General features: G+C 39.5%; 13 protein-coding genes, 1 tRNA gene and 1 riboswitch. Of the genes, 12 read left to right on the top strand and 2 right to left on the bottom strand.

The window, feature by feature from the left end; genetic code table 11:
* Nucleotides 1–82 precede the first annotated feature (82 nt).
* The 7 genes from G585_RS0114575 (at nucleotide 83) to G585_RS0114540 (ending at nucleotide 7,058) form a co-directional block, all read left to right on the top strand.
* A tRNA-Pro gene (locus G585_RS0114575) sits at nucleotides 83–155 on the top strand.
* A gap of 563 nt (nucleotides 156–718) precedes the next feature.
* Nucleotides 719–1,519, top strand: a complete 801-nt coding sequence (locus tag G585_RS0114570; protein ID WP_022775984.1) for a hypothetical protein — start codon at nucleotides 719–721, stop codon at nucleotides 1,517–1,519.
* A 33-nt stretch (nucleotides 1,520–1,552) separates the two neighbouring features.
* Nucleotides 1,553–1,789, top strand: coding sequence for a hypothetical protein (locus G585_RS0114565; RefSeq protein ID WP_022775983.1), 237 nt, complete (start codon nucleotides 1,553–1,555; stop codon nucleotides 1,787–1,789).
* Nucleotides 1,786–1,929, top strand: coding sequence for a hypothetical protein (locus G585_RS19605; protein ID WP_022775982.1), 144 nt, complete (start codon nucleotides 1,786–1,788; stop codon nucleotides 1,927–1,929). The genes G585_RS0114565 and G585_RS19605 overlap by 4 nt, the downstream gene beginning before the upstream one ends.
* Before the next feature lie 167 nt (nucleotides 1,930–2,096).
* Nucleotides 2,097–3,140: a hypothetical protein gene (locus G585_RS0114555; protein WP_022775980.1), complete on the top strand. Its 1,044-nt coding sequence runs from the start codon at nucleotides 2,097–2,099 to the stop codon at nucleotides 3,138–3,140.
* A 792-nt stretch (nucleotides 3,141–3,932) separates the two neighbouring features.
* Nucleotides 3,933–4,006: riboswitch (cyclic di-GMP riboswitch) on the top strand.
* 129 nt (nucleotides 4,007–4,135) lie between these two features.
* Entirely contained in the window at nucleotides 4,136–4,918 is a 783-nt protein-coding gene (locus G585_RS19165; RefSeq protein WP_022775978.1) for a VanW family protein, read from the top strand.
* Between the two features lie 349 nt (nucleotides 4,919–5,267).
* On the top strand, nucleotides 5,268–7,058 hold the full coding sequence (locus G585_RS0114540; protein ID WP_022775976.1) for a methyl-accepting chemotaxis protein: 1,791 nt from the start codon (nucleotides 5,268–5,270) through the stop codon (nucleotides 7,056–7,058).
* Between the two features lie 70 nt (nucleotides 7,059–7,128).
* Here G585_RS0114540 and G585_RS0114535 read toward each other — a convergent pair whose 3' ends face one another.
* Nucleotides 7,129–7,782: a hypothetical protein gene (locus G585_RS0114535; RefSeq protein WP_022775975.1), complete on the bottom strand. Its 654-nt coding sequence runs from the start codon at nucleotides 7,780–7,782 to the stop codon at nucleotides 7,129–7,131.
* 166 nt (nucleotides 7,783–7,948) lie between these two features.
* Here G585_RS0114535 and G585_RS19600 point away from each other — a divergent pair, with 166 nt between their 5' ends.
* From G585_RS19600 to G585_RS18310, 5 genes are all read left to right on the top strand, one after another.
* Nucleotides 7,949–8,506 carry an ECF-type riboflavin transporter substrate-binding protein gene (locus tag G585_RS19600; RefSeq protein ID WP_022775974.1) on the top strand — a complete coding sequence of 186 codons (558 nt, stop codon included), beginning with the start codon at nucleotides 7,949–7,951 and terminating at the stop codon, nucleotides 8,504–8,506.
* A gap of 3 nt (nucleotides 8,507–8,509) precedes the next feature.
* Nucleotides 8,510–10,243, top strand: a complete 1,734-nt coding sequence (locus tag G585_RS0114525; RefSeq protein ID WP_022775972.1) for an ABC transporter ATP-binding protein — start codon at nucleotides 8,510–8,512, stop codon at nucleotides 10,241–10,243.
* A 32-nt stretch (nucleotides 10,244–10,275) separates the two neighbouring features.
* Nucleotides 10,276–11,103, top strand: a complete 828-nt coding sequence (locus tag G585_RS0114520) for an energy-coupling factor transporter transmembrane component T family protein (RefSeq protein WP_026664027.1) — start codon at nucleotides 10,276–10,278, stop codon at nucleotides 11,101–11,103.
* A gap of 23 nt (nucleotides 11,104–11,126) precedes the next feature.
* Complete coding sequence (locus G585_RS0114515; protein WP_022775970.1) at nucleotides 11,127–12,122, top strand: tRNA dihydrouridine synthase; 996 nt, start codon at nucleotides 11,127–11,129, stop codon at nucleotides 12,120–12,122.
* Nucleotides 12,123–12,276: 154 nt separating this feature from the next.
* Nucleotides 12,277–12,594 carry a hypothetical protein gene (locus G585_RS18310; protein ID WP_022775968.1) on the top strand — a complete coding sequence of 106 codons (318 nt, stop codon included), beginning with the start codon at nucleotides 12,277–12,279 and terminating at the stop codon, nucleotides 12,592–12,594.
* An 81-nt stretch (nucleotides 12,595–12,675) separates the two neighbouring features.
* On the opposite strand, the gene epsC is transcribed toward G585_RS18310, so the two are convergent.
* Entirely contained in the window at nucleotides 12,676–13,593 is a 918-nt protein-coding gene (epsC, locus tag G585_RS0114505) for a serine O-acetyltransferase EpsC (protein WP_022775967.1), read from the bottom strand.
* Between the last annotated feature and the right edge of the window lie 98 nt (nucleotides 13,594–13,691).

Genomic DNA, 13,691 nt, shown 5'->3' with positions numbered 1-13,691 from the left:
GATAATTGATTTTCAATTTTCAATAAACGAAATAAAAATGGTTGATTTTATATTTTCGTCGTTATATAATGTAGAACGTCGTCGGGGTGTGGCTCAGTTGGTAGAGCACTATCTTAGGGAGGTAGGGGCCGCGTGTTCGAATCACGTCACTCCGATTGATTTAAACCGCTCAGTTGAGCGGTTTTTTAGTGCCTAATATCAGGCAAGACCTGGTATTTTATGGCTAAGAGAGCTTTTATTTTTAGAGAGCTTTTATTTTTAGAGAGCTTTTATTTTTAGAGAGCTATTTTGTGATGAGCTTTTTGCAATGAAATCAATATATATAAAGAGAACAAAGAGCATTACTGCATACTACATAAATTATTAAAATGTGCAGTAGGTTTTCTCTTTAGATACTGTATCTTGTGAAAAAATATATCTATGCAGTAACGTGATTACTGCAATTATCTTGGTTTTCAAAATCCTACAGTAAATGTAAAAAATATTTACTGTAGATCTCTAAATTATCTTATTCCTGCAGTAGTAAATCTGGCAGGACTAATCAATAAAAGAAAAATAATACTGTATCAATAATAGTATTTGCACTTGTGCAGTAATAGGAATTAGCAATTACTGCACGAGGCAAATAACTGGATGTATTGCAGTAATATGGCGCCTAAACGAACTAAAAAAATATGTAAAAGGTGTAACAGGAACATAAAGGAAAGGAGAATTTATAGTGAATAACATAAAGAGAGAGCTAAATCAGCAGTTATTAGAAATAGAAAGCTTGATTGACAAGGAAAACAGCAGGTTAAAACAATACAAAGGGCTTGAAAAAGGCAAACTGCAAGTTACTGCAAGTCATGGAAATATACAGTATTTATTTGTTGAGGATGGGGCTACTGTTCCAAGATATATGCCTGCTATAGAGCGGGAAAAAGTAAGACTATTTGCTCAGCGTGAATATGATGAAAAGATGTACGAGCATTTGAATACTATTAAAGCAAGGCTTCAGCGCTTCATAAAAAACTATGATGAAAACAGCATAGATGCAATATATGAAAATATGTGCGAAGGGCGAAAAAGATTGGTTACTCCGATAAAACCCGACAAGGACTCGATAATAAATAAATGGATGGAAATGCATCCTGGTGGTATGAACACAATTGAAGAAGAACCAGATATAAAAACCAATCGTGGAGAATATGTCAGGTCAAAATCTGAGAAAATATTGGCAGATTATTTTTATAGATCCGGGATTCCATATCAGTGCGAGCCCAAGTTTACTCTTTTTTCAGGGAAAAATGTATATCCTGACTTTGTGCTTCTTAATGTCAGAAATAACAAGACAATATATTGGGAACATCTTGGTAAAGTGGATGATGCTGGATATGTCATTAGAAATATGAGTAAGCTGATGGATTATGAAAAAAGTGGACTATTGTTAGGGGACAACCTGATCATTACATTAGAAACTCGTGAAAGACCTTTAGATATTGAACTTATCAAGAGAAATGTTGAGCAATTTTTGATCTAAAAAGAACTTGAGCAGGCTGAGTTTGAAGCTCTCATGGAAAAGCTGGAAATGGCAGCCGAGGACATGATGGAGGTCGCGGAAGAAACAGCAGAGCTTGATGAAAATCTGGATGAGATGGCAGAAGCTCTTTCCGGATCCATGACACCTGAAGACTTGGAGCAACTTAAGGTAAAACACAGATCGGATGAGGCAAGGGATATGCCGGTAACCACCACAACAGCACATAGTATGCCAGTTGAATCAGGTGGAACATTTGATGTTGAAGTTTGAGATTATTTTTTGCAGGCGCTAATAATGCCGAGCCTAGCTGGGCAAAGACTGAAGAAAAAGATGAAAAGAAGGAATCAGCTGTTAATCAGCAAGGTGCTTTGTATGAGAAGACAGCCACAGAGAAGAACAGCAAGGAGTGAGTATGTCAGGGCTTGATAAAAAATTCATTTTTGCCGATATACAAATAGAAAACCATTACTATGCGTTATGTGTGACAGAGTCAAGGTAAGTCAAAGGGACGGCTCTTTTACCGTAATTTGAAATGAACCACAAACCCCGTCCCTTAGGGCCATTTTGGAGGTGCTTTATGAAAATACAACAGAATACTGAGCTTCAATTCAATTCATTTCAGAGCCAGGACAGCGTGAAGGCGGCCACTGGTGCAGGAAAGGATGCTAATAAGAGTGGCAATTTGTCCTCAATATCCGGGGCTAATCTGAAAGGGGAAAGTCTTGTTCAGCAGAGGCAGGGAATGGCCAGAAAGCAGGCACTCAAGGTGGTTTCCGATGCTTTTGATGGAGAGAAAAAGCTGGATGCCCAGATGCAGTCTATCAAAGATGAGATAAAGCGCCTTCAGGACGAGATAAACGAGAAGACTGCGGAAACAAGGGATAATGATGCCAGGTTAAAAGAACTCCAGGAAGCATATGGAATTGATCCTGACAGCGAAGAGAATAATGAGCTTTCGAAGCTTGCGTTTAAGATGAATAATTCTAAAGATGGTCTATCTGATGAAGAAATCAGTAAAATGTCCGAGTACCAGCAACAGGCACTTTTCTTTGTTGCGAAGAACCAGCAGAACAGCCTTGATATAGACAGGGCCAAAGCTCAGCAGATGGGAAATGTTCAGGGTTATGCAGATATGAAAAGAGAACGTGCTAAATCGCAGGATATGCTGAAAGCCCAGGATGCAGCTGAAGATATTATGGAAGCCGCTGGCGAAGAGACGATAGCTCTTTTAACACAGGAAGCAGTAGAGCATGTTGACGAAGAGCAGAAAGAGCGCGAAGAAGAAGTCAAAGAAGCTGCCGAAAAGAAAAAAGAAGAGAAGAAGGAAGCGGCAAAGAAGCTGGAAAAAGAAGCTATGCAGCAGGAAATGATCGAGAACATCAAAGAACACGCTGCAGAGACTCAAAAGACCAGTGCTGATGCCAAACGTGCCATAGCAAGAAGAGAACGAGCTGAAGCTGACAGTTACGGAGCAGAGGATGCCCAGAGAACTATTATATTTGAGGGTGCTTCAATGGAGGATACACAGAATGCTGTCAATTCTGAAATTACGAATATCCTCAATAAGCTGAGCTTACTTTCAAATGATGTTAAGGGCAGCACTGTAGACAGTCAGATATGAGAAAAACGCTGTTCATGACATTTGTATTATCTGATAAAGGTTTTTTTACCAAAAGGAAAAAGTGAAAACCAATCATGTACAGGGAGGTAGATGATTATGGCAGGAATCGATATTACTTCAGTAAATAGACAGGCAAAAGACATCTTAAAAGCTTTGAATATGCAAATAAGTGGGCTAGATAGAATAGATATATGATGCAATAAATAGAACAAAGAGAACAAAAGAGAGCAGTCAAAGAGGACAAAGGGAACAAAGATAATAAGAGAACAAAAGAACAAAAGAGAACAAAGAGCATTACTGCATATTACATGAAATCCTAGAATGTGCAGTAGTGCTTTATTTTTAAATACTGTACCATGCAGAAAAACTGTATTCATGCAGTAACGTGGTTACTGTAAATATCTTGGTTTTCAAAATTTTACAGTAAATGTAAAAAATATTTACTGTAGATATCTAAATATCTTATTCCTGCAGTAATAAATCTGGCAGGACTAATCAATAAAAGAAAAATAATACTGTATCAATAATTTTTTTTGTGTTGGTGCAGTAATTAGCATAAATAATTACTGCACAAGTAGTTAAAACCTCTTTTGTACAGTACAAATAGCTAATTGTGGAACCAAACAAGTAAAAAATAGTGAAAAAATGGTAGAAGAATAGCAATGATCATCAGAAAAAATTCATAATAATATTTTTAAAGTTTGTTAGTATTCTATGGAATAGTAACATGGACTTTTCAATACCTATCAGTTAAAATAAATCCTGCTGTAAAAAAGTAATATTTATGCAAAATATATTGATTAGCAAAATTAGAGAAATCTAATGTCGCAAAGCTATAGGGTCCGCAAGGATAGCCAGTTGCAATTTATCGATAGCGGTGCGTGAGCATCGCCATTTTTATGCACATTTCGATACGATTGCCCCGTGATAAAATGCCCGCTTTGCGATAAGTTATTTGTTTTGTAAGGAAAAATATAATTAGCTTGAGGGGAATTATGAAAAGTAAAAGAATAGCGTTGTTAATAGCTTTACCGGTGTTTTGTGCAGTGTTTTTTAAAGGCGTAGGAACAAGCGAAAGGTCAGAAAGCTTTACAGTGGTTATGGAAAACGCCTTTGCACCAAATGAAACAGAGGGTATTACGGCGACAATAGAAGCGCCTGCCGCAGATGCGAATCAGGCAGCAGTTGCAGCAACAGTATCAGAACAGGCAGTGCAGGATCAGGCAGCATCAGAGCAAACGGTGCAGGATCCGGCAGCGACAGCACCAGCTTCACCAGCGCCTGCAGCAAATGTAGATCCAAACGCTGCAGCCGTCGCAAATACAGCATGGGTGAGCATCGGACATGAAGACATTGTTTTATATCCTGCTGAGGAGGATGCCAATAATACAAATGCTCAGGTGGCGTGTGGATATATCAACGGATATGTAGTTAAGGCAGGTGAAACTTTCTCATATGCAACTACTATCGGTCAGGGAACACCACCGGAGAGAGGATATGTCATAGCCCATGTAGTAGGTGGATATGATTATGGCGGAGGGGTGTGCAAGATAAGCAGTGCTCTTTACCATGCAGCGACTAACGCAGGCTGTAAGATCATTGAAAGACATAATCATACACAACCGGTTGACTATTACGCACCCGGAGATGACGCAGCCATAGCGTACAAGTCCAGAAAAGATTTCAGATTCAGAAACGATTATGGATATGATATCATGATCCAGGCTTCATATGATGAAACAGGATATCATGTAGATATCCTTGCTCCTCAGATTTGACAAAAGAGATTTATATTACTATTACTTCGGATAGTAACATTGCTTATTCACGAGCAATCATTTTGGAACCGCATAGTTATGCGGTTCTTTTTATGCTCAAAACCTTTATAAACAGCGGAAAAAGCTATTATTAAATCTTTATAAAAGCGTATATTTATACGTATAAAAACGATAAAATATATGTGGGTGTATAACATGATCTCTTTAAGCTTATGGATGTGTAAACTAGTAGTTTTAATCCTTTGAAACGCACGAAGTATTAGTTTTAAATCCAGAGCGTGCGAAGTATCAGTTTTAAACCTTTGGACACACAAAATGACAGTTTTTGAACTTAAAGGAGAGCAATGCTATGAAGAATGGTCATGGACAGAATAGTAAAAAGATTCCACTGATAAAAACAGTTGCTGGTATGAGCGGATTAACTTATATCACGTTACTTGTTCTTTTCATAATCTCTATTGCGATGGTTACTACTAGGATGATCAATATCACACAAACGTCTATATCGACATCTGAGATGGTAGAGGGCGTAATGGACAACATGCGTGTGTTCGAAGTTGATATGCGTATCCTTGATAATGACGGATTTGCAATGGCGGCAATGTTTGATACACTTGCATCAATTGGGCAGATAGAGACTAAGATCCCTGAGATGGAGAATTGTCTTGCAGAGATGGATGAAGCAATCGCCGGGATCTCGACAACATTCAATTCTATTTCAGATAGCGAAAGCACGGCAGTTAAATCAGTAAAAATATTAGAAGAAAATTACTCGGGTTATAGAGAAGGCTATTCCAATATTATTGCAGCTGCAAAGGTAGCTGACGTCAATACAATTGTAGGCGTCGTATATGGTGATGCATCTACTCAGCTTGCAAATATGAAGGAACAGCTTGAAATCCTGAACAAAGAAGTCGCTTCTGTGGAAGTTGGAGCTCATGACTGGGTTCGTGCAGTTTCGAAATCGGCTGTTACAGTAGTTAATACCCTTGTAGTAGTTTATGTGCTCTGCATTATAGCATTCCTTGTATTCAACTATAAGACAGTTGGCAAAAAAGTTAATCAGATAGCAGATGAGATCAACGATATAATTGATAACATCAGGAATAATAAGGGTGATCTTACAGTAAGGGTCACAACCGAAACTTCTTCCGAGCTGGTTCATATTAAGGATGGATTTAACCTCTTTATAGAAACACTTCAGGATATCCTTAAGCAGGTAAAAGATGGGACGACAGTGCTTTCCGAGTCTTCTGAGACAATGACAGATCAGATCCAGCGTGCAAGCGACAATATCACCAATACATCTGCAGCTCTTGAGGAGCTTTCAGCCAGCATGCAGAATGTTTCTGAGACATCAGGTATCATCACCGAAAAACTTGATGATGTAAAAGAAGCTACAGACGGAATTAATAATGGTGTAGAGGATGGTACTGCAAAAGCTGAGGAAATAAGGGCAGAAGCCATAGAGATAAAAGAAAATGCTCAGAATAAGAAGGATAATACAGGCTCCAAGATGGAAGAACTTTCATCAGTTCTGGAAAAATCAGTTAAAGACAGTGAGAAAGTTGCACAGATCAACGAGCTTACAAATGTAATTCTGGATATTGCTTCACAGACAAATCTTTTGGCTCTTAATGCTTCCATTGAGGCTGCAAGAGCAGGCGAAGCAGGAAAAGGTTTCGCAGTTGTTGCTGAAGAAATCAGCTCCCTGGCTGAGAATTCAAGACAGACAGCCGGAAATATCCAAAACATCAGTAATGAAGTTACAGAAGCAGTTAAGGCTCTTGCAGACAATGCTATGCAGGTGCTGGAGTTTATCAATACAACTGTCCTCAGTGACTATGATGCATATGTTGAAACAGGTGAAAAATATGAAGAGACAGCCAAATTCATCAATGACATGCTTGATGGTATCGCAAATCAGACTCAGTATCTGAACTCTATTATGGGCGAAATGGCCAGCTCTGTATCATCTATTTCAGAGTCTGTATCCCAGGCTTCGGGAGCTATCAATCAGTCCGCTGAAAACTCACAGTACATAGTAGATGAGATTACCGGAATCAGTTCAGCTATGGATACTAACAACAATGTAACCGAAAAACTAAGTGGTAGCACAAAGCAGTTTATCAACATCTGATCTGCTCGTGATTTCGAGTCGTCTTCATTATGAATAAGCATAAAATAAGCTCCTCTTTGCGGGGAGCTTATTATTTTTGGCTATGTATTTTATCCAGAATGAACCATAGTCCCAAAAGAGCTATGATTCCGATGATGAAAAGGTATTGGCCGGGTTTATGGGAAAATTGCCTCTCTACAGCAGAAAACGATGAGTCTTTGTACAAAAGCATGTAGTTTCCTGTACAGTCGCTTGAAATAGAAAAGGTGTCAGCGTCTATATCTACATCGTTGAGAACTTTACAAACGCCCATATTGTTGGCAATGCATATATAATGTCTGCCGTCTTTTTTCAGGAAAAGAGGTATTTCTATTTGGAGTTCGACTTCATTATTAAGAGTATATATTTCACTTTCAGGCTCTGACTCAATTGATTTCTGAGCAGAAACATCCATGTAGAAGCCTTCACTGTAGCTGCTTAGTGTCCTGTCACCATTAATGACTTCATAGAATTGCTCCTTAACTTCTTCTGATGGGGCATCATCCCGCATTACATAATTAAATACAATTTCAGCAGATGCGCCTTCGAAAACTGCGTTCATTTCTTTTTTGGTCAGACATGAAGTTACCAGTTCGTTGTAGTCTCCGGCTCTTATTATGGGAGCTGCAACTTCAGTAAGGCTGTCTGAATTGGCTATGATAGTTACATTTCCCGAACCATAGCTTATATTGGTAGATTCGTGCATCTTAGCACCCCTTTCACTATACTCATCATACTATAAAACGGACAATCTTGTACTTAAAAATGTGTAAACAATTAAGAAAATAAGATTTGATAATAGTCACTGTTGAGGAATTGAGGCAGAAGTATTAAAATGAGCTGGTAAATCTAACAAAATGGAGGAATAGGTGATGGAAAAAAAGTTTGGGATTAAAGAAGTTGTAGCTATGGGTATCGGAACTGCTCTGTTTGTAGTCCTTACAAATGTTCAGATTCCGCTTGTTATTGCTCCTAATACATATCTTCAGCCACGTATGGCTATCATGGCCTTCTTTGCAGCTGTTTTCGGACCAATTGTTGGCGGCGTTATCGGCTTCTTTGGACATGCTCTTGGTGATGCTATTTTCTATGGCTCAGTATGGTGGAGCTGGGTATTCCCAGAAGCAGTTGTTGGCATAGCAGTAGGTCTTTTTGCCAAGAAGTTTGCTGTAAAAGAGGGTGGCTTTAATACAACAAAGAACATTTTTTTCTTTAATGTAACTCAGGTTGTATCTAATGCTGTTGCCTGGATTGTAGTTGCACCGGTTCTTGATATTTTAGTATATTCAGAACCAGCTAATAAAGTATTTGCGCAGGGAGCATTTGCTTTTCTTGGTAATGTAGTTATAATAGGAATTCTTGGCACAATTCTTCTTTCAGTTTATTCTAGAATTTCTGGAAAATCTTCTGATTTGAAGATGGAGGATTAATTTTTGAATACCGCATCCCCAATTATTGAATTTTCGGATGTTTCTTTTAAGTACCGTGCGCAGACACAGCCCACACTTAAAAATATTAATCTTAAAATTTATCCCGGACAAAAGGTTCTTATAGCGGGCCAGTCCGGGTCAGGAAAGTCAACATTGGCACATTGCCTTAACGCTCTTATCCCCTGCTCTTTTGCAGGGGACATGAGCGGAACCCTCCGAGTAGACGGGAAGGAACCTTCTAAACTCGGAGTTTTTGGTATGTCACAAACTGTTGGAACTGTTCTTCAGGATACAGATGGCCAGTTCATAGCATTGACAGTAGCAGAGGACATAGCATTTGCCCTTGAAAATGACAATATGCCACAGGAAGAGATGATCGAGAAGGTCTCAGATGTGGCAGAAAAACTTGAACTTTCAGATTTCCTTTCCAACGCGCCCGGAGCTCTTTCTGGTGGACAGAAACAGAGAGTTTCACTTGGCGGAGTAATGGCACTTGATGTCAAAGTGCTTTTATTTGATGAGCCTCTCGCGAACCTGGATCCTGCAACAGGCAAAAGAACTATCGCGCTCATCGATGAGCTTTTAAAACAGGAAGATTTAACAGTTGTAATAATAGAACACAGGCTTGAAGATGTTCTTTATAAGGATATCGACAGGATCGTGCTTATGGAAGATGGACAGATCGTTGCGGATATGACTCCGGATGAGATGCTCTGTACAGATCTTTTGCCTGAGCACGGGATCAGAGAGCCTTTGTATATTGCTGCTCTAAAGGCAGCAGGTGTAAAATTGTCACCGGCCTCTAAGCCTCAGCATATAGAGACAATGGATGTTGAGGACTATAAGGCTCAGGTAAAAGAGTGGTTTACCAATACAAGCCTTTCAAGACAGAAGAGTACAGCTGACACTCTTTTGTCTGTCAGTGGACTTGAATTCAGCTATGATGGTTCCAGACAGACCATTAAAGATGTTAGTTTTGATATAAAACGCGGTGAAATGATATCACTTGTGGGTAAAAATGGAGCGGGTAAGTCAACTCTTGCTTCGCTTATCTGCGGCTTTTATGAACCGGATGTAGGTAAGATCAGCTTCTGCGGCGTAGACCTTAAGAAAAAATCGATTAAGGAGCGCGGTGAGAAGATAGGATATGTAATGCAGAGCCCTAATCAGATGATCTCCAAACCTATGATATATGATGAAGTGGCTTTAGGACTTGTAGTCAGGGGAGTGCCTGACCATGAGGTAAAACAAAGAGTCAATGAGATCCTTAAGATATGCGGCCTCTACCCATTCAGAAATTGGCCTGTATCAGCTCTTTCTTATGGACAGAAAAAGAGAGTTTCAATTGCTTCTATCTTAGTGCTTGATCCGGATCTTTTGATCCTGGATGAGCCTACAGCAGGTCAGGATTATCAGCACTACACTGAGATCATGGAGTTTTTGTGCGATATAAGAAAGAAACTGTCAATTACTATCATGATGATAACTCATGATATGCATCTGATGCTTGAGTATACTGACAGAACTTTGGTGCTTACAGATGGTAAGCTTATAATGGATGCCAAGCCGGAAGAAGTGCTTACAAATGATGAGATATGTAAGAGAGCATATCTTAAAAGAACGTCTCTTTATGATCTTGCCAAAAAATGCGACATAGAAGAAGCAGACGAATTTGTTGCAAGATTTATTGAGTCTGAACGCGCAAAAAAGGAAAAGTGCCTTAGTGAGAAGGCGTGATCCTTTTAGCTTATTTGATTGGATATATTTTTATGAGTAGAATGATTTCTTATGAAAAAAAGAATACGCCAATACACAGATTAAGCGGATTTACAAAGCTTGTCTTTTTCCTCTTATGGTGTACGGCAAGTGCGCTTACTTTTGACACAAGAATACTTCTTACAATGATAGCTATTGGCGCTTTGCTCTATATTGTTTCAGGAACAAAATGGAAGCAGGTTAGCAGCGTATTTTTAGCCATAATGTTCTTTATGGTGATAAACCTGGTGTGGATATTCTTCTTTTCACCCTATGAAGGCTGCAAAATATACGGCAGCAGAACAGATATATGTCATCTTTTTGCAGGTTACACCCTCACAAAAGAGCAGCTGTTTTACGAATTTAACGTGCTTATCAAGTATTTTACAGTAATCCCTTCCATATTTATTTTTCTTGTGACGACTGATCCAAGTGAGCTTGCAGCTTCTATGAACAGTATCGGAGTGCCTTACATGATCGCTTATTCAATAGAGATAGCACTCAGATATATTCCGGATGTGCAGGATGAATACCACAAGATCAAAAATGCGCAGGAAGCAAGGGGAATAGAGATGAGCTCCAAGGGAAGACTGATGTCCAGGATAAAGAATACGTCAGCAATTATCTTCCCACTTCTTTTTACCACAATGGAGAGGATCGATGTTGTCAGCAATGCCATGGAGCTTAGAGGATTTGGCAAGAAAAAACAGCGCAGTTGGTACTCAAAGAGAACTCTTCAGACGGGGGATTACCTTGCGCTTGCTTTTATCATCTGCTTTTTTGTCGCTGCAATGGTGATAACTTTCTATGATGGAAGCAGATTCTATAATCCTTTTATTTAATTTAAGTGGCAAAGAGGTTCAGAATGAAAATATACTTTGCGCCAATGGAAGGAATTACGCTTTATCCATTGAGAAATATACATAAGGAAATGTTTGGAGAAAGCGTTGACAAGTACTACACTCCATTTGTATCGACGGCGCGGACTTATAAATTTAAAAAGAGAGAACAAAGAGATATTCTTCCCGAGTTTTGCACTTCCTTTGATGATTATAAGAGCGAAGTTGTTCCTCAGATCATGGGAAATAAGGCAGAGCAGATAGTCTGGGCTGCTAAAAAGATGCATGAACTTGGCTATAGAGAGGCTAATCTGAATATGGGATGCCCTGTGGCTACAGTAGTAAACAGGCACAAGGGCTCAGGCCTTCTTGAAGACACTGCCAAGCTTGATGCAATGCTGTATGAGATCTTTGATACTTTAGAAAAAGAAAATCTTGGAATTGAATTTTCCCTAAAGACGAGACTTGGAATGCATGATGATAGTGAGACTGCAGGTATAATGGAGGTTTTAGCCAAATACCCGGCCAGTGAACTGACTATCCATTCAAGAGTCAGGGATGACTACTACAAGGGCGCTATAAGGCTGGATGCTTTCTGTGATGCGGTCAAGGTTTACAGGGAGAACGGCGGAAAAGCCCCTATTGTGTATAACGGTGATATTACTTCTGTTGAAAGCTTTAATATGATAAATGACAGAGTTTCCGATATTGACAGGTTTATGATCGGACGAGGACTTATCTTTGATCCAGCCCTTGCAAGAGAAATAGAGGGTGGAGAAGCTTTGAAGGAAAAAGAGCTCAGAACCTATTTGGACAGACTCTATGATGCATACGAAGAGTACATTCCGGAAGATCAGAATGTGATTTTTAAGATGCTTGAGCATTGGGCTTTTCTTCATGTTCATTTCAAGGACTGTGATAAACAGCTTAAGGCTATCAGGAAATCCCGCAGCAAAGGCGAATACAAAGCTGCTGTTACCAACATGTTTTCAAGCTGTGAGTTTATAAACCCCGCAGACTAAAATGCAATTCATGAGCTATAGAAGCTTGTGACAAAACGTAGCGCCCAAAATCTATTGATTGTGATATAATACCAACTGACGCTAATGATGACAGACCTGCATTAGCGTATGAGTTTTACGTTATAAAGCTATGTAAGGAAAGAGGGAAAAGGGTATGAGTCAGGAAAAAATAGACGCTTATAAGAAGGAAAAAGCAGGTAGAAAAGAGCGCCTTGCAAAACAGAAAAAGAGAAAGAAGATTGCTAAGATCGTTTGTCTTATTGTAGTTGTTGCATTAGTTGCAGGCATTGCAGGAGCAGTTATCTGGAACAAGCGCGGAACATCAGTTGAAGCTACAGAAGGTGCATCAGTAGAGACATCCGTTGATGCTTCATCAGTAGAAACTTCTGAAGAGGCAGCAAGTGAGTCATCAGAAGCAGCATCTGCTGAAACTTCAGAAGCAGAAGCAGCATCAGAAGCCAGTTCAAACTAATATAAAAAGAGCTTTAACATTTCACAAGTTAAAGCTCTTTTTTATTTTGCTCATATATACAGTGAAAGATATTAGATCAATCTACTTTTTATCTACGCAGTCACAAGGGTTCTTCATGCTGATGCGGCTTCCTGAAGGAACGGAAGAAGTGATGAATGCGTTGGCACCGATCACAGTGTCTGCACCGATAACTGTTTCGCCACCAAGGATAGAAGCACCTGAATAAATTGTGACATTGTTTTCAATTGTGGGATGTCTTTTTACTCCCTTAAGGGCCTGGCCGCCGCGAGTTGAAAGACCTCCGATAGTTACACCCTGATAGATCTTAACGTGTTCTCCGATGATGGAGGTTTCACCGATAACAATACCGGTTCCGTGATCTATCATGAAGTATTTGCCAATAGTTGCGCCGGGATGAATGTCTATACCTGTTTTTGAATGAGCGTACTCAGTCATCATTCTGGGAATAAGCGGCACCTTGAGTATGTAGAGCTCGTGGGCAATCCTGTTAATTGTAGTAGCGGTAAGTCCCGGATATGAAAGGATTATCTCTCCCTTACTGTATGCCGCAGGGTCTCCGTCATAGCAGGCCTGAAGGTCTGTGTCCAAATATTCGCGGATCTTTGGAATCTTCTTAAAGAATTCATGAGTGATGCATCTTGCAGCGCAGTCAAGCGTTTCATCAGATGCATTTTTATAGTCAGGACTGTGATGAAAAGCGATGGCTATCTGCTTTTGCATGTTGTAGATAACGTCCTCAAGCACAACTGCGATCCTGTTGTTGTCGTTGTAGCTTTTATAAACCTTGTCTCTGTAATAACCCGGGTAAAGAATTCTGATGAGCTTGATCACAATATCTTTTACCGCGTCTCTGTCAGGCTGGTTGTAAACGTCCATCTGATCAATGTCTCTGGCTTTATCATAGTCAGAAAGAATCAGGTCGACGATATCCTTGATCTCTTCTTTTAAAGCATCTCTGCCACTTGATTTATAGTCCATTTTATAATCTCCATGCCTTTTTAATCAGCAAACTATAGAGCGATTTACTGTTACCGACTATTATACATTACTTATTAGATGGTGCAAAAGAAAATTGT

The organism is Butyrivibrio sp. AE2015 (genome assembly GCF_000420825.1).
Taxonomy (GTDB): domain Bacteria; phylum Bacillota; class Clostridia; order Lachnospirales; family Lachnospiraceae; genus Butyrivibrio.
Note: the sequence above shows the minus strand (reverse complement) of the source record. Positions and strands in the feature narration are given on the sequence as shown.

Bases quoted from the DNA above. Each gene is read 5' to 3' on its own strand.
- G585_RS0114565 (WP_022775983.1), top strand. From the start codon at position 1,553: ATGGAAAAGCTGGAAATGGCAGCCGAGGACATGATGGAGGTCGCGGAA.
- G585_RS0114555 (WP_022775980.1), top strand. From the start codon at position 2,097: ATGAAAATACAACAGAATACTGAGCTTCAATTCAATTCATTTCAGAGC.
- G585_RS19165 (WP_022775978.1), top strand. From the start codon at position 4,136: ATGAAAAGTAAAAGAATAGCGTTGTTAATAGCTTTACCGGTGTTTTGT.
- G585_RS0114540 (WP_022775976.1), top strand. From the start codon at position 5,268: ATGAAGAATGGTCATGGACAGAATAGTAAAAAGATTCCACTGATAAAA.
- G585_RS0114535 (WP_022775975.1), bottom strand. From the start codon at position 7,782: ATGCACGAATCTACCAATATAAGCTATGGTTCGGGAAATGTAACTATC.
- G585_RS19600 (WP_022775974.1), top strand. From the start codon at position 7,949: ATGGAAAAAAAGTTTGGGATTAAAGAAGTTGTAGCTATGGGTATCGGA.
- G585_RS0114520 (WP_026664027.1), top strand. From the start codon at position 10,276: ATGAGTAGAATGATTTCTTATGAAAAAAAGAATACGCCAATACACAGA.
- G585_RS0114515 (WP_022775970.1), top strand. From the start codon at position 11,127: ATGAAAATATACTTTGCGCCAATGGAAGGAATTACGCTTTATCCATTG.
- G585_RS18310 (WP_022775968.1), top strand. From the start codon at position 12,277: ATGAGTCAGGAAAAAATAGACGCTTATAAGAAGGAAAAAGCAGGTAGA.
- epsC (WP_022775967.1), bottom strand. From the start codon at position 13,593: ATGGACTATAAATCAAGTGGCAGAGATGCTTTAAAAGAAGAGATCAAG.